The sequence below is a fragment of the Enterococcus sp. DIV1094 genome (genome assembly GCF_017316305.2).
In the GTDB taxonomy this organism is placed as follows: Bacteria; Bacillota; Bacilli; order Lactobacillales; family Enterococcaceae; genus Enterococcus_B; species Enterococcus_B mangumiae.
Genome location: NZ_CP147250.1, coordinates 2,621,894 through 2,642,220 on the forward strand (window position 1 = coordinate 2,621,894; position 20,327 = coordinate 2,642,220).

Here is a 20,327-nt window from a genome sequence, read left to right on the forward strand (position 1 = left end):
TTTCTATGAACAAATATCCTACGACTTTCGGTTGATTGTCAGTTGATTTTCCCCTAAAATTAATAAGAATGAATAGAAAGTCAGGTAAATTATGGAACTAGAATTTTTAGGTACAGGTGCAGGCGTTCCTGCAAAACATCGCAATGTCTCAAGCATCGCATTGAAACTATTAGACGAGCGAAATGAGATTTGGTTGTTTGATTGCGGTGAAGGCACACAGATGCAGATCCTGCGAACGAACATCCGCCCAAGAAAAATAGAAAAAATCTTTATCACTCACCTTCATGGCGATCATATTTTTGGTTTGCCAGGGTTGATCAGTAGTCGTTCTTTTCAAGGTGGTGAAACACCTTTAGAAATCTATGGCCCTAAAGGTACAGAAGCATTTGTGCGTAATGCATTGACGATTTCTCAAACGAAACTAGGCTATCCACTCGTCTTTATCGAATTAAATGAAGAGCAGGCAATCTTTGAAGATGCCCATTTTTCTGTTTATACCAAAAAATTGAATCATGGCATCGATAGTTATGGGTATCGGGTCGTTGAGCATGATCATAAAGGCGAATTGCAAGTTGAAAAACTCAAGGAATTGAACATTCCCGCTGGTCCCATTTATGGTAAGCTGAAAAAAGGTGAGACCGTTCAATTAGAAAATGGACAGGTCATCAACGGCCGTGATTTTGTCGGACCCGATAAAAAAGGACGGATCGTGACGATTTTAGGTGATACTCGTAAAACGACGAATTCCGTTTTGTTAGCGAAAGATGCTGATGTGTTGGTCCACGAAAGTACCTTCAATAAAAATGAAGCAAGAATGGCGCATAATTATTTCCATTCAACGACTCATCAAGCCGCAGAAGTGGCCAAAGAAGCGAATGTAAAAAGGTTACTATTGACTCATATCAGTGCAAGATATTTAGGAAAAGCAACAGTAGAACTTGAACAAGAAGCACAAGAAATCTTTCCAAATACAAAAGTCATGAAGGATTTTGAGATTGTGGATGTTCCATTTCAGGAGGAGAAACAGGATGAAATTAGAAAATAAAGTCGTTTTAGTCACTGGTGGCTCCGGTGGTTTAGGTGCGCAAATCTGTTATGAAGCAGCCAAACAAGGGGCAATCGTTGTCACTTGTGCCAGACGGATCCAACAAATCGGTGAAGTGAAGGCAGTTTGTCAAGAATTGAGCGGAAAACCAGCTTATGCGTTCCAATTAGATGTCAGCAACCCTGACAGCGTCGACGAACTATATACGAAAGTGATGGCTGAGGTCGGACGTGTCGATATTTTAGTCAATAATGCTGGATTCGGTATTTTTGAAGACTTTTTATCGTTTGATTTAGGCAAAGCCTATGATATGTTCGAGGTGAATGTCTTAGGTATGATGGTCTTGACGCAAAAATTTGCGATCGATATGGCAGAAAGACGTGAAGGCCATATCATCAATGTGGCGTCTATGGCTGGAAAGATGGCGACAGCCAAATCAACGATCTATTCAGCGACTAAATTTGCTGTTTTAGGTTTCTCTAACGCGCTACGCTTAGAGTTGAAACCATTAGGAGTAGCTGTTACGACTGTTAATCCTGGACCGATCGAAACAGAATTTTTCGATAAAGCTGATCCAAGTGGCAGTTACTTGGAAAAAGTCGGACACCTCGTTTTAGATTCAGGGAAATTAGCTCAAACGATCGTGCGAGCGATGAAGCATCCTAAACGTGAGATCAACCAACCATTATTACTTGAGATCGCATCAAAATTTTATACTCTTTTCCCAACCATTGGAGATTACTTTGCAGGTGGAATTTTTAATAAAAAGTAGGTGAAGTAAATGAAAAAGCAAGGTAGTGTGATTGTTGGTTTTTTATTAGTATTGGTCATTGTTGTGTTTGCTGTATTGAATAATCAAAATGTTCCTGTAAGCTTTGGTTTTGCTTCTTTTAACGCCCCATTGATCTTAGTGATCATCGGTTCGGCGTTGATCGGTGCATTGATCATCTTTTTAACAGCATTTACAACATTATGGCAACAAAAGAAACAACTGAAACAATTAAGAAAAGAACTAGCAGAGAATCAAGCGGATATCCAAAAGAAAATCGAAGAGGCAACAGAAGAACAAAAAAGAGAATTTCGCAATGAACGTGCGGAGCTTGAAGCTGCCTATCAAGCAGAATTACAAGCAAAGCAAGCACAGATCGAACAAATGAAAACTCCATCTGAGTCCCCTTCTCAAACACCAAGACAAAGTGTCAATTACTTTGATTGATCATGAGCGATTGCCAAAGTAGGCAAGCGAACCACTTTCGTAGAAATGTTTAGCTCCGAGAAATAAGCCGTGAGACCCGAAATTTGATCGTCAAATTTTGGTTCTCACGGCTTATTTTTGGGCTCTTTGTCAATAAGGACTGATGAGTGCAATCAAGTGAAATCCGGAAGAAGAAGTGAACACTTCTTCTCCGGATTTTCTTCGTTATTTGACGTGAATGACTTGATTCGTCAAAAAGATTCGGATGCGCATGTTCTCAAATGATTTAAAGCCATAAGACACTCGTTTGAGTGTTTTGATGTGGGTGTTTTTTGCTTCAATTTTCCCATTAGAGTAAGGATAAATCAAAGAATGACGAATCCCTTCTTCATAGCTCAGAAGATTTTGTAGTTTTAGCCGAAATTCTTTATCTAATGTTTCTGGTAACTGATGCAAGAGAGTGAAAAATGACTCGTGGTCTTTGTCACGAAAGGCATCCGCTAGTTCATGGAACGCTTGATAGGCGACTTTCAAGGCAGTTGAAGCACTTAATAAACGGTCAAGCACCATGGCTTCTGTCAGGTAAGGATACTTTGGGGCACGAAAGCTACGCCAAGTTTTATATTCTGTGTGGTTGATATTCTTCCGATTTTTGGTGAGTAAGCGCCAATGGCTTTTTAATTTCCTTGGCATTGTCCGATTGCCCGAAGCAATCAGGCGTTTCATTTCACGGACACGAAAATCTTGGAACGCTTGATTCATGTGTTTGATCACATGAAAACGATCAATGACCAGTTTGGCATGAGGAAATACTTTTTTTGTTAGTTGAAAATACGCCGCATTCATATCAGTAACTAAATAGTCGACGTCAGATGGATTCACACATGTCTGGAAATAAGTGGTCAACCGAGACAATTTTCGAGTGGGTAAGATATCAACTAATTGCCCGGTTTCCCCATCGGCACAAATAAAACTCATCTTATCTTCTGAGGATACATGGGAACGAAATTCATCGACCATCAATACTTTGGGCAGGTGGCGCTTGGCTTGTTTTGGTAAATAGGTTTTTAACGACTTCAAAATACGCGTCACCGTTGGAATAGACACCTGGCAATGCTTTGCGATAAAAGATAAGGAGACCTTTTCGGTGAGTAAAGCAATGATTTTCATTTTTACATGCTCGGCAATCGAATGATTTGGCCGAACAAAATAGCTTTGGGCTGTCCAATGGGTATGGCAGTTTCTACAGTGATAACGTTGTTTCTTCAGCCGCATGATTAGCGGTAAATGGTTGAATTGATCGAAACGAATGCAGGTCATTTTCTTGCCATTTTTGACAATGACCGTTTTCCCCTTCGAATCTCTCACGGCAGAGCCACAAGTCAAACAAGCAGAAGTAGGAGGAGCTAACACTGCGTCAATAACTAAAGTATTGGTTTGATGGAACGTTTCGTAAGAAACATCTTGGATGGTTAAATATTTATCTGTTAATCGGAGCATTTTTTTGATAGAATTTTCCATAGAGCATATCGTCCTCTCAGTTGTTTATTTTGTGGTGATTTAATCATACTAGAGAACGATATGTTTTTTAATACCCAAAAAGAAAAAGTGGACTGACGAATCAGAATTGATTCATCAGTCCACTTTATTATAGAGCCTATTTTTGAAGGAATTGCTGTTGGAATACCGTTTCTTCGTTTTTAAGGTTAAAAACGGAAATGATTTTTATTTCTATTCCATTCGCGCGTCTACTGAAATTCTTTTTTTTAGAGGTGACGTTTGCTATAATGACTAAGTTAGGGGTGAGCATGTGAGACGAGCAAATTTTGATTGGAAGGTCAATGAAACAACACCTTCTGAATCCTTTATCCAAATAATCAAAGAACAACGATTATCTTCGATGATCGGACAATTGTTGTGGCAAAGAGGATACCGAGAACAAGAAAGTATCCATAAGTTTTTACATCCAAAAGAACAAAAACTGCACGATCCATATTTGATGTTTGACATGGACAAAGCAATCAGCCGTATCCAAGAAGCGGTGATCAATGGCGAACAAATTTTAGTCTATGGGGATTATGATGCAGATGGAATCACTAGTGCGACTGTGATGAAAGAAACGTTGGAGTTGCTTGGTGCCCAAGTAGAAGTCTTTTTGCCCAATCGTTTTGAACATGGGTATGGACCTAATCCAACGGTGTACCAAGAGAAAATAGCTGCTGGAACGCAACTGATCGTCACTGTTGATAATGGAGTAGCGGGGCATGAAGCTATCGCCTATGCCCAACAACAAGGAGTAGATGTGATCGTGACAGATCACCATGAGTTGCCAAATGAGTTGCCGGCAGCTTATGCGATCATCCATCCTCGTCATCCGCAAGGCAATTATCCCTTTGGCGAATTAGCCGGTGTCGGCGTAGCATTCAAGGTAGCGACTGCTTTGTTGGAAGAACCACCCGCAGAGTTTCTTGATCTAGTAGCGATTGGAACGATTGCTGACTTGGTTTCGATGACGGATGAAAATCGAACGCTCGTAGCGTTAGGATTACAGGCAATACGTCAAACGGAGCGTGTCGGCTTACAAGCATTGTTTGCGCAAAGTAGTGTGCGTGCGAATGAAGCAGATGAAACAATGATCGGTTTTTCTATTGCCCCACGTTTAAATGCCATCGGCCGCATGGGTGATCCTAATCCAGCAGTCGATTTATTAGCCACATTTGATGAAAGCCAAGCGCAAACATTAGCGGAACAGCTACAAACAGTCAATGAAGAGCGTAAAGCAATCGTGGAGCAGATCACCACTGAAGCATTAGCGATGATCAATGAAGAGAATCAGATCCATTTATTGGCACATCCAGGTTGGCATGAAGGTGTTTTGGGGATCGTGGCAGGAAAGATCATGAATCAAACAGGCAAACCAACGATCGTTCTAGGAATCAAAGATCAAACTGTCGCAAAAGGATCAGGTCGCAGTATCGAAGCATTGAACCTTTATGAGATGCTAAATGAGATGAGCGAACTGTTTACATTTTTTGGCGGCCATCACGCAGCAGTCGGCTTGACGATGCCTGCAGAAAATATCCCGCAGTTACAAGAGCGGATGAATGCCTATGTGAAAGAGAAGGCAATCGATTTATCAAAAGGACCAGTATTGGCGATCGATGAAATCGTCTCGCCAAAAGACGTGACCGTTGAACAAATCGATACGTTGAAATTACTCGCACCTTTCGGAACCGATAATCCTGTCCCGAATTTCTTGTTTAAACAGGTCGCTGTCCAAAATGTGAAACGAATTGGCTCAAGTCAACAGCACTTGAAACTTTCTTTAGTCGATGAAGAGAGTCAGCTAGATGCAGTCGCGTTTGGTTTTGGAGCACAAGAAAACGAGTTTTTGGATGATTCTCTCGATATCGTAGGGCAATTATCGATCAATGAGTGGAATGGTCGTAAAAAACCGCAGTTGATGGTTTCCGATTTTGCAGTAGAAGGGTTACAAGTGTTTGATTGGCGAGCAAAACGCTATCGAACATTGGCAAATGAAATCGAGCGTCCGCTCTATTTAGCATTTGATGAAGCATCGATCAAAGAATTAAACGCCTCTTTACAGGAACAAATCATTCTTTGGTCAGAGAAAGAGACAGTCCAAGCATGGATCGAGGAAAATGATCCGAGTGCGCTTGTCGTGATCGATTGTCCGGCTGAATTACATGTCTTAAAAGAGATCTTAGCTCTTGGTACGTTCAGTCGTGTATACTTCTTAGGTATTTCAGTCGATGAAGCGTACTTGAATGGCGTAGGGACGAGGGAACAGTATGCTAGACTCTTTAAATTGATCCATGCACAAGAACGGATCGACATCAGGCATAAATTAGGTGCGATCTCAAACTATTTAAAAATCCCACAAAAATTATTAATTTTTATGATACAGGTGTTTTTTGAGTTGAAGTTTGTTACAATAAACAATGGTGTTTTAGAGAAAGTCGCAGATCCAGCGAATCATCCGTTGACAGATAGTCTTCACTATCAAAAGCGGTTGAAGAAAATCAAATCAGAGGAATTTTTACTATTAAGTGACATTCCCACAATAAAAAAATGGTTAACAACCTAGGAGGAAACGAAAAAGTGGATTTAAAAAATTATATTGCTAGTATTCCAGACTATCCGTCAAAAGGAATTATATTTAGAGACATCTCTCCGTTGATGGCTGATGGAGATGCTTATCGTGAAGCAACAAAGCAAATCGTTGATTATGCCAAAGAAAAACGGATCGATATGGTTGTCGGACCTGAAGCACGTGGATTTATCGTAGGCTGCCCAGTAGCATATGAGTTGGGTGTCGGTTTTGCGCCTGTACGTAAGAAAGGGAAGTTGCCTCGTGAAACGATCGAAGTGACTTACGGACTTGAATACGGGACAGATACATTGACATTACACAAAGATGCGATCCAACCAGGACAAAGAGTCTTGATTTGTGATGACCTGTTAGCGACAGGCGGAACGATCAAAGCGACGATCGAATTGATCGAAGAACTTGGTGGAGTTGTCGTAGGCTGTGCCTTTTTGATCGAGTTGATGGACTTGAATGGCCGTGACAAAATCGAAGGCTATGATATGATCACTTTAATGGAGTATTGATCAGAGAATCGAACAATTGAACAAACTTAACAAACATCCTTACCACGAACACACTGAAGGTTCGTGGTAAGGATGTTTGTTACTTGTGTGGAGGTGGAGAGCTTCAATTGTTCAAAGTAAGAGAAAAAAACTGTAGCAAATTGGTCGAAAAAAAAAGCAAACGACCATCGATCGTTTGCTTGGAAGGGGTTATTCATAAAAGCTTAACTACTTACTTTTTACGTGTGCCTGGAGCTGTAATAGGTTTCATGGTAGAAGGAGTCTTCATGTGTCTGACGACGTTGTGATTGACGGTATTTTTTTTCATCCCACAACATGAACCACAATGTAAACAAAGGAACAAAAACCAAAAGTGCTGTACGCAGCCCGAAATTACCAATAATAATACCTAAAAACAAAACGATCAACACTAAACCAAAACGTCTCATTGATTTCATGACATTCACCTCTTTATAGAATACGAACAAAAGTTCGTACTATTAGTATACGAACTTTTGTTCGGTTTGTAAAGAGGGAAGTTTAAAAAGAGCAAAATATTCCGTGAAAGAGGAAAAGAAGAGCTTGAGATCATGATCTCAAGCTCGCACATAAATGCTCATCGGTTGTATTGTTTTTTCTAATCAATAAATATGGCTTCGGTAAAGACCAACGACACGACCTAAGATCGATACCTCATCTAAGATGATCGGTTCTAACAGGTCATTTTCCGGTTGTAGACGGAAATGGTCTCTTTCTTTGTAGAAACGTTTGCACGTTGCTTCGTCTTCAGCAGTCATCGCAATCACGATATCGCCATTTTGAGCAGTTTCTTGTTTGCGGACAATGACATTGTCACCATCTAAGATCCCTGCGTTGATCATACTTTCTCCGCGGATCGTCAACATGAACAAACTACCTTCTTCGGACGAAAGATTTGGTGGCACTGGAAAGAAGTCAGAAGCTTCTTCGACAGCTAATATCGGTTCTCCGGCAGTTACTACACCTAGTACTGGTATCGTTGAGGGACGGATACCGATTTTTGATAATCCTTGTTGCGTCAATTCGATCGCACGTGGTTTCGTAGGGTCTCTTTGAATAAAGCCTTTTTTCTCTAATCGGGCAAGATGACCATGGACTGTCGAGGTAGAAGAGAGCTGAACGGCTTCTCCAATCTCACGGACAGTTGGTGGATAGCCTTTTTGGGTCACTTGTTCGTGAATATATCGTAAGACTTCGATTTGTCTTGTTTCAGTTTGTCGGGCCACAAGGTACACCTTCTTTCACTTGATAAGTAAATAGTACCATAGAAAATGCTTGATTTCAAACAAATGTTCGCATTAAAACCTATTGATGTAGTTGTTTTTTTTTCATTTTTTATATAAGATGTAGGAGAAGCAAAAGCAAGGAGGGATATTGTTGTTATCACCTGATAAAATCGAACGTATCAATCAGTTAGCTAAAAAAAAGAAAGCAGAAGGATTGACACCTGCTGAAGTCAAAGAGCAAGCGAAGTTACGTGAAGAATATCTAGCATCTTTTCGTTCTGGTATGAGACATCATATCGAAGGAATGAAAGTCGTAGATCCTGAAGGAAATGATGTTACACCTGACAAATTGAAAGAAATCCAGAAGCAAAAAGGTATCCATAATAGAAATGACAACTTTTAGTAAAAAAAACTAAAAGTCGTTGCTTTTTCATGGAAATTGCTATAAAATAAGAATGAGAAATATAGGTAAAAAAAACCTAAATTACAGGAGGGGTTACATTGTTTGATAAAATTGATCAGCTTGGTGTGAATACGATCCGTACATTGAGTATCGACGCAGTACAAAAAGCAAATTCAGGACATCCGGGGTTACCAATGGGTGCCGCACCAATGGCTTATGCGCTGTGGACGAAACATTTGAAAGTAAATCCTAAAACATCTAAAAATTGGGTCGATCGCGACCGCTTTGTCTTGTCTGCAGGACACGGTTCAGCGATGCTCTACAGCTTGTTACACTTAGCAGGGTACCAAGTGACGATCGATGACTTGAAACAATTCCGTCAATGGGAATCAAAAACACCAGGACACCCTGAAGTCAACCATACAGACGGTGTGGAAGCGACAACTGGCCCACTCGGTCAAGGAATCGCAATGGCAGTCGGTATGGCGATGGCAGAGGCACATTTGGCAGCGACGTACAACAAAGAAAACTTTGATGTCGTGGATCATTACACGTATGCGTTATGTGGCGATGGCGACTTGATGGAAGGCGTTTCTCAAGAAGCAAGTTCAATGGCTGGCCATATGAAACTTGGCAAATTGATCGTGTTGTACGATTCAAATGATATTTCTTTAGACGGACCAACCTCAAAAGCCTTCACGGAAAATGTTGGCGCACGTTATGAAGCTTATGGCTGGCAACATCTTTTAGTCAAAGACGGTACAGATTTAGAAGCAATCTCAAAAGCGATCGAAGAAGCAAAAGCGGAAACAGACAAACCGACATTGATCGAAGTGAAAACAGTGATCGGTTTTGGCGCACCTAACCAAGGAACTTCTGCGGTCCACGGTGCGCCGATCGGTATAGAAGGGATTCAAAAAGCCAAAGAAATCTATGGCTGGGAATATCCAGACTTTGCCGTACCAGAAGAAGTAGCGGAACGTTTCCGTCAAACGATGGTCGAAGAAGGCGAAAAAGCTGAAAATGCGTGGCATGACATGTTCGCTGCGTACAAAGAAGCTTATCCAGAATTAGCGCAACAATTTGAAGATGCGTTTGCTGGCAAATTACCAGAAAATTGGGATGCGGAATTACCAACATACGAAGAAGGCGAAAGCCAAGCAAGTCGTGTGTCTAGTAAAGAAGTCATCCAAGAATTATCAAAAGCGATCCCAAGTTTCTGGGGTGGTTCAGCTGATTTATCCGGCTCAAACAATACCATGGTGACAGCGGATAAAGACTTCACTCCTGAACATTATGAAGGCCGCAACATTTGGTTTGGTGTTCGTGAGTTCGCAATGGCATCTGCGATGAATGGGATCCAATTACATGGCGGTACACGCATCTATGGCGGGACATTCTTTGTCTTTGTCGATTACTTGCGACCAGCTGTCCGTTTAGCAGCGATCCAAAATACACCAGTCATTTATGTGTTGACCCATGACTCGGTAGCGGTCGGTGAAGACGGGCCAACGCATGAGCCAGTAGAACAATTGGCTTCTGTTCGAAGTATGCCAGGGGTTCATGTCCTACGTCCAGCAGACGGCAACGAAACACGTGCCGCATGGAAAGTAGCTATGGAATCAACAGATACACCGACGATCTTAGTACTAAGTCGTCAAAACTTGCCTGTTTTGCCATCAACAAAAGAAGTGGCAGATGACATGGTCAAAAAAGGCGCTTACGTCTTATCACCAGCAAAAGGAGAGCAACCAGAAGGCATCTTGATCGCCACTGGTTCAGAAGTAGCTTTAGCTGTCGATGCACAAAAAGTATTGGCAGAACAAGGCAAAGACGTTTCTGTCGTTTCAATGCCAAGTTTTGATTTGTTTGAAAAACAATCAGCTGAATACAAAGAAAGTGTCTTGCCAAAAGCAGTGACAAAACGTGTGGCCATTGAAGCAGCGGCTTCGTTCGGCTGGGAACGTTACGTAGGTACAGAAGGGAAGATGATCACATTCGATCACTTCGGCGCTTCTGCACCTGGAAACAAAATACTTGAAGAATTTGGTTATACCGTGGATAATGTTGTTAATGTCTACAATCAATTTTAATCAAATAATAAAAGCAGTTCGATTGGAGTGCTTGGAGATTTTTTCCAAGCCTCCAATTTTCTATTTTTTTCGACTAAACCGAATGAAAAGAGACTTATTTTTGTTGCTTTTATATTACTTTTTTATTACGTAGATATTACAAAAGCGGAATTATATAAGATTTATTTGAGTTTCAATAAAATAAAACGTATAATTTAAATGATTAAGTTTCGTTTAAGAGGAAGTTTTATTCACCGTTTCATTTGAGGAGGAATTTGAATGCAAGAGCTGAGAACCCGTAGTGCCCGACATCATAGGCCGAAAAGGAAAATGATCATTAATAAAAAAGCCATTGCACCCTTAGTGGGTACAAGCCTATTAGTTGGGCCAATGTTGGTCACAGCAACACCACAAACAGTACGAGCAGATGAACTAGAGGTAGCATCTTCTGCCAATCCACAAGCCTTTATCAATCAAATTGGCTGGGCGGCGTCTGAAGTTGCAGCAAGTAATGACTTATACGCATCGGTCATGATTGCACAAGCATTACTAGAAAGTGCTTATGGAACGTCTGGATTATCAAGTGCTCCATATTATAATCTCTTTGGAGTAAAAGGTAGTGCAGGTCAATCTGTGGTGTATATGAATACGAAAGAATTTTTGAATGGTCAATGGGTGACGATGAATGAACCGTTCCGTCGCTATTCATCTTATTGGGAATCTTTCCAAGACCATGCAAATGTTTTACGCTCAACAAGTTTTTCTACAGGAGATTACCATTACTCAGGTGTATGGAAAAGTAATACAACAAGCTATTACGATGCCACAGCGTACTTAACTGGGAGATATGCAACAGACCCAAATTATGGCAGTAAACTAAATGAATTGATCAGCACGTATGATCTGACTCGTTTTGATACACCATCGACTGGATCAACAACAACTAGTACGACAAGCACCACAACGACAAGTACAACAACCTCAACGACAACGACGACAAGCAGCAGCCAGACTTATACAGTTGTTTCTGGTGATACACTTTGGGATATTGCCCAAAAATTCGGCATGTCCGTCGATGACCTTATGGCGAAGAATGGCATGACGATGTCTAATTATTCATTATTAGTTGGTCAAGAAATCAACGTCTAAGCATTAGACCGAGTATAAAACAAGAGGGTAGGAACGATTCTGGCTCTCTTAATAATAAAGTAAACCCCGCGAAAATCGCTTCTCGTATTTTCGCGGGGTTTCTTTTATTTCGTCGCGTTTGTCTTGTATCATTTAGTCAGTTGATAGATCAAAAAAATAATAATGGCTCTTTGTCAATAAGGACTGATGAGTGCAATCAAGTGAAATCCGGAAGAAGAAGTGAACACTTCTTCTCCGGATTTTCTTCGTTATTTGACGTGAATGACTTGATTCGTCAAAAAGATTCGGATGCGCATGTTCTCAAATGATTTAAAGCCATAAGACACTCGTTTGAGTGTTTTGATGTGGGTGTTTTTTGCTTCAATTTTCCCATTAGAGTAAGGATAAATAAAAGAATGACGAATCCCTTCTTCATAGCTCAGAAGATTTTGTAGTTTTAGCCGAAATTCTTTATCTAATGTTTCTGGTAACTGATGCAAGAGAGTGAAAAATGACTCGTGGTCTTTGTCACGAAAGGCATCCGCTAGTTCATGGAACGCTTGATAGGCGACTTTCAAGGCAGTTGAAGCACTTAATAAACGGTCAAGCACCATGGCTTCTGTCAGGTAAGGATACTTTGGGGCACGAAAGCTACGCCAAGTTTTATATTCTGTGTGGTTGATATTCTTCCGATTTTGGTGAGTAAGCGCCAATGGCTTTTTAATTTCCTTGGCATTGTCCGATTGCCCGAAGCAATCAGGCGTTTCATTTCACGGACACGAAAATCTTGGAACGCTTGATTCATGTGTTTGACCACATGAAAACGATCAATGACCAGTTTGGCATGAGGAAATACTTTTTTTGTTAGTTGAAAATACGCCGCATTCATATCAGTAACTAAATAGTTGACGTCAGATGGATTCACACATGTCTGGAAATAAGTGGTCAACCGAGACAATTTTCGAGTGGGTAAGATATCAACTAATTGCCCGGTTTCCCCATCGGCACAAATAAAACTCATCTTATCTTCTGAGGATACATGGGAACGAAATTCATCGACCATCAATACTTTGGGCAGGTGGCGCTTGGCTTGTTTTGGTAAATAGGTTTTTAACGACTTCAAAATACGCGTCACCGTTGGAATAGACACCTGGCAATGCTTTGCGATAAAAGATAAGGAGACCTTTTCGGTGAGTAAAGCAATGATTTTCATTTTTACATGCTCGGCAATCGAATGATTTGGCCGAACAAAATAGCTTTGGGCTGTCCAATGGGTATGGCAGTTTCTACAGTGATAACGTTGTTTCTTCAGCCGCATGATTAGCGGTAAATGGTTGAATTGATCGAAACGAATGCAGGTCATTTTCTTGCCATTTTTGACAATGACCGTTTTCCCCTTCGAATCTCTCACGGCAGAGCCACAAGTCAAACAAGCAGAAGTAGGAGGAGCTAACACTGCGTCAATAACTAAAGTATTGGTTTGATGGAACGTTTCGTAAGAAACATCTTGGATGGTTAAATATTTATCTGTTAATCGGAGCATTTTTTTGATAGAATTTTCCATAGAGCATATCGTCCTCTCAGTTGTTTATTTTGTGGTGATTTAATCATACTAGAGAACGATATGTTTTTTAATACCCAAAAAGAAAAAGTGGGCTGACGAATCAGAATTGATTCATCAGTCCACTTTATTATAGAGCCATAATAATTTGCGTTATTCATTTTTGACCTTTTTTTTTGCATGATTTAGGAATAAACACTCGCAGACACAAGACTTTTGTATTATGATGAATAGAGAAGCAAATGAAGGGGGAAAAAACATGACACAGATTTATCAGTCGATCACAGAATTGATCGGTAAAACACCTATCGTTCGATTAAACAATATGGTTCCAGAAGGAGCTGCGGATGTTTTTGTTAAATTAGAATTTTTCAATCCAGGTGGTAGTGTGAAAGACCGGATTGCATTGAATATGATTGAAAAAGCAGAACATGACGGTTTATTAAAACCAGGCGATACGATCATTGAACCGACTTCAGGTAATACTGGTATCGGATTAGCAATGGTTGGTGTAGCCAAGGGATATCATGTGAAGCTTGTGATGCCTGAAACGATGAGTATTGAACGCCGTTTATTGATGAAAGGCTATGGCGCTGAGCTTGTTTTGACTCCAGGAACTGAAGGAATCAGTGGTTCAATCAAAGAAGCCAAACGTTTAGCAGAAGAAAACGGCTATTTCTTACCTCTGCAATTTGAAAACCCGGCGAATCCAATGGTTCATGAAAAAACGACAGGTCCAGAAATCCAAGAAGCATTTGGTGTAAACGGTTTAGATGCATTTGTCGCAGGTATCGGTACTGGCGGTACGATCACTGGAGCAGGGCACGAATTGAAACGAATCAATCCATCACTTAAAATCGTGGGGGTTGAACCAGCAGAATCTGCTGTCTTAGAAGGAAAAGAACCTGGGCCACATAAAATCCAAGGTATTGGTACTGGCTTTGTACCGGATACGTTAGATACGAATGTATACGATCAAGTCGTATCAGTATCAAGTGAGCAAGCAATGATCACTGCTCGCCGAATGGGTCAAGAAGAAGGGATCTTAGTCGGCGTTTCAGGTGGAGCCGCAGTGGAAGCAGCCTTGAATGTAGCCAAAGAGTTGGGCGCTGGGAAAAAAGTTTTAGCTGTTATTCCAGACAACGGAGAACGTTATTTGTCTACTCCTCTATATCAAGAAATGTAAAAGAATAATCGAAAAATATGAATAAAAAGTGTAAAATAATGGTGTAACATCCGTTATTTTACACTTTTTTTGTCTAAAATTGGTTAAATTATAAAATTCTTTCCTTTTTCTCTCCATAATATGTAGATTTAAAAAAATAAAAATAGTATGATAATACAAGAACAATAAGGTGGGGTTTTGTTTATATGGAAAATAAAAAAGTAGAAGCGGCAATCGAGCAATTAAAAAAAGAAAATATTCGCATTACGCCGCAAAGATATGCAGTTTTACAGTATCTGATCGAACATCGCTCACATCCGACTGCAGATGAAATCTACAAAGCGCTAGAACATCGATTTCCTAATATGAGTGTTGCTACGGTTTACAATAATCTACGGTTATTTACATCGATCGGCTTTGTTCAGGAAATGAAGTATGGTGATGCTTCAAGCCGATTTGATTTTAGTTCGCAAAGACATTATCATGTGATTTGTCAAAATTGCGAGACGATTGTTGATTTTCATTATCCTGGTTTAGAAGATATTGAAATGGCCGCGGGACGCTTGACTGATTTTGAGATCCATGATCATCGATTAGAATTATATGGATTATGCCCGAATTGTAAAAAATAAATTGGATAGTCAATAGAAGCATCGCTAAGGTCGAGAGACTTTGTCGATGCTTTTGTCTTTTTCTTTCCTATCTAAAGAAATACTTCGATAACGAATGCGTTTTAGAAAAAGTGTCTTATAATTAAGAAAAATCCCAAAAATTTTATTCTATTTTTTTAAGATTTCTTATTCCTTCACAAGCGATTGGTTATTCGTTACTAAAATCACAAAAAGAACGTTTATTTATCAGCTTTTTGAAACACGAATGCGCAAGAAACGACAAGCGTCTTCTTGTGAATTCACAAGCATAAAACTGTTGAAGCCGTTTTAATTTTGCTATAGTTAAAAATGTCAAAGGACAAAACGTTTATCGGAGGGACACACATGAAAGTAGTAGTAATCGGCTGTACCCATGCAGGAACAGCGGCAGTAAAAAGTATCTTAAAAAACAACCCAGAAGCAGATGTAACTGTTTATGAGCGTAATGACAATGTCTCATTTTTATCTTGTGGGATCGCATTGTATGTCGGAGGCGTCGTAAAAGACCCAGCAGGCCTATTTTATTCAAACCCTGAAGAATTAGCTTCTCTAGGCGCGAAAGTGAAAATGGAGCATGATGTGACTGATGTTGATACGGAAAACAAACAAGTGACAGCGAAAGACTTAAAAACTGGCGAAACTGAAACAGTTTCTTACGACAAATTAGTGATGACAACTGGTTCATGGCCAATCATCCCACCAATCAAAGGGATTGAATCTGAAAACATTCTTTTATGTAAAAACTATAACCAAGCAAACGAAATCATTGCAAAAGCAGAAGATGCGAAAAAAGTAGTCATCGTTGGTGGTGGATACATCGGAATCGAATTAGTTGAAGCGTTTGTTGAATCAGGCAAACAAGTAACGTTGATCGATGGTTTAGATCGTATTTTGAATAAATATTTAGATAAACCATTTACAGACGTATTAGAAAAAGAATTAGTTGACCGTGGTGTGAATTTAGCTTTAGGTGAAAACGTTTCTGAATTCATTCCAGACGAAAACGGTAAAGTGAAACAAGTAACTACCGCTAGTCAAACATTTGATGCGGATATGGTCATCTTATGTGTTGGTTTCAGACCAAATACAAAATTGATCGAAGGTAAAGTAGAAACATTACCAAACGGCGCAATCAAAGTAAATGAGTACATGCAAACAAGTGATCCAGATATTTTTGCAGCTGGAGATTCAGCAGTTGTCAACTATAACCCAAGTGGTACTCAAAACTATATTCCTTTAGCGACAAACGCTGTCCGTCAAGGTTTATTAGTAGGGAACAACTTGACAGAACAAAAAATGGCTTATCGTGGTACACAAGGGACTTCTGGTTTGTACTTGTTCGGTTGGACGATCGGGTCAACCGGTGTTACAAAAGAAAGTGCGCCAATGAATAACTTGGATGTCCAAGCAACATTATTCGAAGACAACTATCGTCCAGAATTCATGCCAACTACTGAAAAAGTCATGATGGAACTTGTTTATGAAAAAGGAACAAATCGTATCGTAGGAGCACAATTCATGTCTAAATACGACATCACTCAATCTGCGAATACAATGTCATTAGCTGTTCAAAATAAAATGACTGTCGAAGATTTAGCTCTTTCTGACTTCTTCTTCCAACCTCATTTTGACCGTCCTTGGAACTACTTGAACCTTCTTGCTCAAGCAGCGCTAGGAGAAATCGAAACAGCGCAATAATTTGACTGGGTGTCATAAGACACATAGCTGATTGGATAAAATGGATCATCTGGAAACAGTAGTGTTTCTGGATGATCTTTTTTTGTGATTTTTCTACATCTATTTGTTCAAATTCAAAGTCTTTTGTTTTGATTCTCACGAGAGGGTAGCGGATTGTATCAAATTTCACCAGTTGCAATTAGTTGTTTTTCACTGATATTTTTGTCAAAATAATAGATGTAATTAATTTCTGACTAAGTAATAAAGAAAGTTGGAATAGAGGAGGATCATTATGGAAAAAGAGTATTTCTTACAACAAGACAACTTTATCGAAGATTATAAAAAAGTAACAGGATCTGAAACGGTCGATATTGATGCTTTAGCGGATAAAGTGATCAATCAGTTAAATGAAACACAAGCTGAGGAATTCGTCTTATCTGGTGAGGATACGAAGACGGGGGAAGAACATCAATTTCCATTTAGTCGACGAATCTATACCGATGAAAATGACGGCACATTGAATACAGAATATACGTACGAAGGACAACCGTACGAATTACGGACGGATGACGAGACGGAATAATATAGTCGACGAAAGTATCGTGAATAAGCTGTCAGAGCTGCTTGTAATGCGTGCGCGCTTTCCTTGATAGGTGGGAGAAGTGCAAACGTACAAGCAGCTATTCTCCTGACATAAATATATTCCGAAAAGTGAATAGCAGAACGAAAACAAACCAAAACTATTTTAAAAAATTCAACCAATCCTTTCTTGCTTCAACTCTTATTTTTACGTATACTAAATTTAAAGCGAGGGATAATAATGTTGAATTTAGAAAACTATTTAAAAGCGGGTCAAACGATCGTTTCCAATCTTTTGCTGAAAAATTATCATCGCATCGGCTTAGAAGCGGATGAATTTTTGTTTATTTTGCAATTGCATATGGCACAATCAGAGGGTGATTCCTTTCCAGATCTGATGGCTATTGCCCAAGACATGGGTGTTAAGCAAGACAAGGTTTTTCAAATCTTGAACCGTCTAGTTAGTGGTCATTTTATTTCAATCGAAACAACCCTGATTGATGGACGGAAAGCAGATCGCTATGATTTGACACCTACTTATGCACATTTGGAAAGATTATTAGAAAAAGATACACAAAAGCAAGAAGAAGAAGTTCAAGAAAAAGTGACACGATCAGTTTATCAACTCTTTGAGCAAGAATTTGGACGCCCGTTATCCTCGATTGAGTTCCAACGAATCGGTCAATGGTTAGAAGACGATCATTATCATCCTGAAATCTTGAAATTAGCTTTGCGTGAGGCTGTCTTGAACCAAGCGTATAGCTTTAACTATATCGACCGTATTCTCTTGTCATGGGAACGGAAAAACCTAAAAACAAAACAACAAGTAGAAGAAGATCAAAAGCGCAGAAAGCAGCAACTGCTTCAAAAAGAAATCGATCAGCCAGCCCAACAAGCAGAGCTGCCTAAAGTGTCACTGAAGAATTGGCTGGAAGAATGGGAGTAATATGTTAGGTAAACAACGGACAATGGAAGCTTTTGAAAAAATGTACGAGATGTTTCCAGAAGCTCATGGAGAATTACAGCATAAAAATCCATACGAATTATTGATTGCCGTCATTTTAAGCGCACAAGCGACAGACGTTTCCGTCAATAAGGCGACACCTGCTTTATTTGAAGCTTTTCCGACACCAGAGGCGTTAGCTGAAGCCCCACTGGAAGAGATCATTCCTAAAATCAAAACGATCGGGTTGTATCGGAACAAGGCAAAAAATATCAAAGCTTGCGCCCAACAGTTGATTGACCATTTCGGTGGCGAAGTCCCTCAAACAAGAGATGAACTTGTTTCATTACCCGGTGTAGGCAGAAAAACGGCGAACGTCGTACTAGGAGATGCATTCGGTGTGCCAGCAATAGCTGTCGATACTCACGTAGAAAGAGTGACGAAACGTCTTAGGATCTGCAAATTAGATGCATCAGTCCAAGAAGTTGAACAAACATTGATGAAAAAGGTGCCGGAAGAATTATGGGTCAAAACGCATCATACATTGATATTCTTTGGTCGTTATCATTGTACAGCTAGAAGCCCACGTTGTGAGGTCTGCCCACTATTGGATATGTGCCAAGATGGGAAAATGCGGATGAAAGATCCGGCGAACAAAAAATTGAAATGAACTAAGAACGTCGAAAGTCGGGAGGACTTCGACGTTTTTTTGTATGGACAGATAACAGTTGCATGTGTCCTTAAATGAATCATCCATTTTTCTTCGTTCGTATAAATTATATGACAAGTGATTTTTCTTAAACAAATTTTATAAATTATTTTATATTTTTTTATATTGTCATTTATTAAAATTTTTTTCTTGTTAAACGGTGATTAGATAACTTTTAGTATTTATTTATTTTATTTAAATTTTGTTATATTTAATATTTTAAAAAACAAAGGTTTCTGTTAGAGTTTAATTATAGAGGAGGAATTATATGATTAAAAAAACATTACTTTTATCAACTTTAGTTTTAACAATGGCAGGATGCGCAACAGCTGCTCAAGGAGAAGATACGACAAGTACCACAAATGAAGTACAAGAGGAAACACCGGTCATTACCCTTTCGGATGTCGAAGAGGCACAACAAGAATGGGCAGAAAACATCATTGCGATTGGGGCAGCAAGCTTAGAAAGTCATGAGGAAGCTGAAGAAAAAGCGCTTGAGACGCTTGAGAACCTGTATGCGTATGATGATGGTCAAGTATTATTCAAACCAACTAAAGCAGCAGAAGTGCCATTCCGAGGAACAAAAGATGACGCATTATCTTACTTTGTCGGTGGGGATATCGAAGAAGACGGTGGGTTTGCCTTAGAGCCTTGGACAGACATCCGTTTTGATAATCACGACACGATCCTTAATGGCAACACAGCGATTTCATCAGGTGTATATTACTTTACTTCAGGAGAAACTAATGAGGAAGTGAAAGTGGAGTATACTTTTGGCTATATCATGGATGAAGACGGCGACTTGAAAATCCAGTTACACCACTCAAGCGTTCCATTCGGCTAAACGACAGATGTAGGTATTGAGATAACATCTCAATGATCGACTATCCTGCTTGATCTTTTAACACTTCCACCATTTAAGATTGTTACATAGTGCAGGATAGTCTAACTGATGTAAAAGCAAATTGAATATGCGCATTGGTTTAAACAAATTTAAACTATATGTAAGAAAACTGGGTGTTCAAAAACTAAATTTTATCACCCAGTTTTTGTTATGTTTTTTATTTGGAATCAGGCCATAAAGTTCTTTTAAATTAATTCGAAGAAAAATGAAGTTGTATATATAATTATTGGAATTTTTTCTCAAAATAACTTACTATTAAATTGTATTTGTTTTTTTATAATAGTTATTTTAGGTTATCAATGGCAAACATAAAGAAATAAACTATGTTTATTTTAAATAATTACTATAAATAAGCAACTATATATTGTCTTTTGAATAGTAAGAATATTTTTACTATTCAGAAATAAAAACAAGGAT

General features: G+C 39.4%; 18 protein-coding genes and 1 pseudogene. 15 read left to right on the forward strand and 4 right to left on the reverse strand.

Annotation, left to right across the window (positions count from 1 at the left end):
• Positions 1–91: 91 nt before the first annotated feature.
• From rnz to DOK79_RS12545, 3 genes are read left to right on the forward strand one after another with little or no spacing between them, the layout of a single operon-like run.
• Positions 92–1,045, forward strand: coding sequence for a ribonuclease Z (gene rnz / locus DOK79_RS12535; protein ID WP_206858811.1), 954 nt, complete (start codon positions 92–94; stop codon positions 1,043–1,045).
• On the forward strand, positions 1,029–1,817 hold the full coding sequence (locus tag DOK79_RS12540) for an SDR family NAD(P)-dependent oxidoreductase (protein ID WP_206858813.1): 789 nt from the start codon (positions 1,029–1,031) through the stop codon (positions 1,815–1,817). Before rnz ends, DOK79_RS12540 begins: the two co-directional genes overlap by 17 nt.
• A 9-nt stretch (positions 1,818–1,826) precedes the next feature.
• On the forward strand, positions 1,827–2,261 hold the full coding sequence (locus DOK79_RS12545; protein WP_206858817.1) for a LapA family protein: 435 nt from the start codon (positions 1,827–1,829) through the stop codon (positions 2,259–2,261).
• Positions 2,262–2,465: 204 nt separating this feature from the next.
• On the opposite strand, the gene DOK79_RS12550 is transcribed toward DOK79_RS12545, so the two are convergent.
• The gene (locus DOK79_RS12550) at positions 2,466–3,761 is read right to left on the reverse strand and encodes an ISL3 family transposase (protein ID WP_206859623.1); all 1,296 of its coding nucleotides are present in this window, start codon (positions 3,759–3,761) and stop codon (positions 2,466–2,468) included.
• 289 nt (positions 3,762–4,050) lie between these two features.
• Here DOK79_RS12550 and recJ point away from each other — a divergent pair, with 289 nt between their 5' ends.
• Complete coding sequence (gene recJ, locus DOK79_RS12555; protein ID WP_206859402.1) at positions 4,051–6,348, forward strand: single-stranded-DNA-specific exonuclease RecJ; 2,298 nt, start codon at positions 4,051–4,053, stop codon at positions 6,346–6,348.
• Positions 6,349–6,362: 14 nt separating this feature from the next.
• Positions 6,363–6,875 carry an adenine phosphoribosyltransferase gene (locus DOK79_RS12560; protein ID WP_206859404.1) on the forward strand — a complete coding sequence of 171 codons (513 nt, stop codon included), beginning with the start codon at positions 6,363–6,365 and terminating at the stop codon, positions 6,873–6,875.
• Positions 6,876–7,093: 218 nt separating this feature from the next.
• On the opposite strand, the gene DOK79_RS12565 is transcribed toward DOK79_RS12560, so the two are convergent.
• Positions 7,094–7,312 carry a hypothetical protein gene (locus DOK79_RS12565; protein WP_206853040.1) on the reverse strand — a complete coding sequence of 73 codons (219 nt, stop codon included), beginning with the start codon at positions 7,310–7,312 and terminating at the stop codon, positions 7,094–7,096.
• A 183-nt stretch (positions 7,313–7,495) separates the two neighbouring features.
• Positions 7,496–8,119 (reverse strand): transcriptional repressor LexA, encoded by a 624-nt coding sequence (lexA, locus tag DOK79_RS12570; protein ID WP_181055241.1) that lies wholly within the window; start codon positions 8,117–8,119, stop codon positions 7,496–7,498.
• 151 nt (positions 8,120–8,270) lie between these two features.
• Between lexA and DOK79_RS12575 the strand changes: the two genes are divergently transcribed.
• The 3 genes from DOK79_RS12575 to DOK79_RS12585 all read left to right on the forward strand — a co-directional run bounded on the left by DOK79_RS12575 (position 8,271) and on the right by DOK79_RS12585 (position 11,743).
• Entirely contained in the window at positions 8,271–8,522 is a 252-nt protein-coding gene (locus DOK79_RS12575) for a DUF896 family protein (protein WP_206853042.1), read from the forward strand.
• Positions 8,523–8,620: 98 nt separating this feature from the next.
• Entirely contained in the window at positions 8,621–10,615 is a 1,995-nt protein-coding gene (tkt, locus tag DOK79_RS12580) for a transketolase (RefSeq protein WP_339092246.1), read from the forward strand.
• Between the two features lie 258 nt (positions 10,616–10,873).
• Complete coding sequence (locus DOK79_RS12585; RefSeq protein ID WP_206859209.1) at positions 10,874–11,743, forward strand: glucosaminidase domain-containing protein; 870 nt, start codon at positions 10,874–10,876, stop codon at positions 11,741–11,743.
• A 248-nt stretch (positions 11,744–11,991) separates the two neighbouring features.
• Here DOK79_RS12585 and DOK79_RS12590 read toward each other — a convergent pair.
• Positions 11,992–13,286: pseudogene (locus DOK79_RS12590) on the reverse strand (ISL3 family transposase).
• A 256-nt stretch (positions 13,287–13,542) separates the two neighbouring features.
• Here DOK79_RS12590 and cysK point away from each other — a divergent pair.
• The 7 genes from cysK to DOK79_RS12625 all read left to right on the forward strand — a co-directional run bounded on the left by cysK (position 13,543) and on the right by DOK79_RS12625 (position 19,850).
• On the forward strand, positions 13,543–14,469 hold the full coding sequence (cysK, locus tag DOK79_RS12595; RefSeq protein ID WP_206859274.1) for a cysteine synthase A: 927 nt from the start codon (positions 13,543–13,545) through the stop codon (positions 14,467–14,469).
• A 185-nt stretch (positions 14,470–14,654) separates the two neighbouring features.
• On the forward strand, positions 14,655–15,080 hold the full coding sequence (locus DOK79_RS12600; protein ID WP_206859276.1) for a Fur family transcriptional regulator: 426 nt from the start codon (positions 14,655–14,657) through the stop codon (positions 15,078–15,080).
• 363 nt (positions 15,081–15,443) lie between these two features.
• The gene (locus tag DOK79_RS12605) at positions 15,444–16,796 is read left to right on the forward strand and encodes an FAD-dependent oxidoreductase (RefSeq protein WP_206859280.1); all 1,353 of its coding nucleotides are present in this window, start codon (positions 15,444–15,446) and stop codon (positions 16,794–16,796) included.
• Positions 16,797–17,067: 271 nt separating this feature from the next.
• Complete coding sequence (locus DOK79_RS12610; protein WP_206859281.1) at positions 17,068–17,358, forward strand: DUF5960 family protein; 291 nt, start codon at positions 17,068–17,070, stop codon at positions 17,356–17,358.
• Between the two features lie 237 nt (positions 17,359–17,595).
• Positions 17,596–18,300, forward strand: coding sequence for a DnaD domain protein (locus DOK79_RS12615; protein WP_206859285.1), 705 nt, complete (start codon positions 17,596–17,598; stop codon positions 18,298–18,300).
• A 1-nt stretch (position 18,301) separates the two neighbouring features.
• Positions 18,302–18,967, forward strand: a complete 666-nt coding sequence (gene nth, locus DOK79_RS12620) for an endonuclease III (RefSeq protein WP_206859286.1) — start codon at positions 18,302–18,304, stop codon at positions 18,965–18,967.
• A gap of 307 nt (positions 18,968–19,274) precedes the next feature.
• On the forward strand, positions 19,275–19,850 hold the full coding sequence (locus DOK79_RS12625; RefSeq protein ID WP_206859287.1) for a hypothetical protein: 576 nt from the start codon (positions 19,275–19,277) through the stop codon (positions 19,848–19,850).
• Positions 19,851–20,327: the final 477 nt, after the last annotated feature.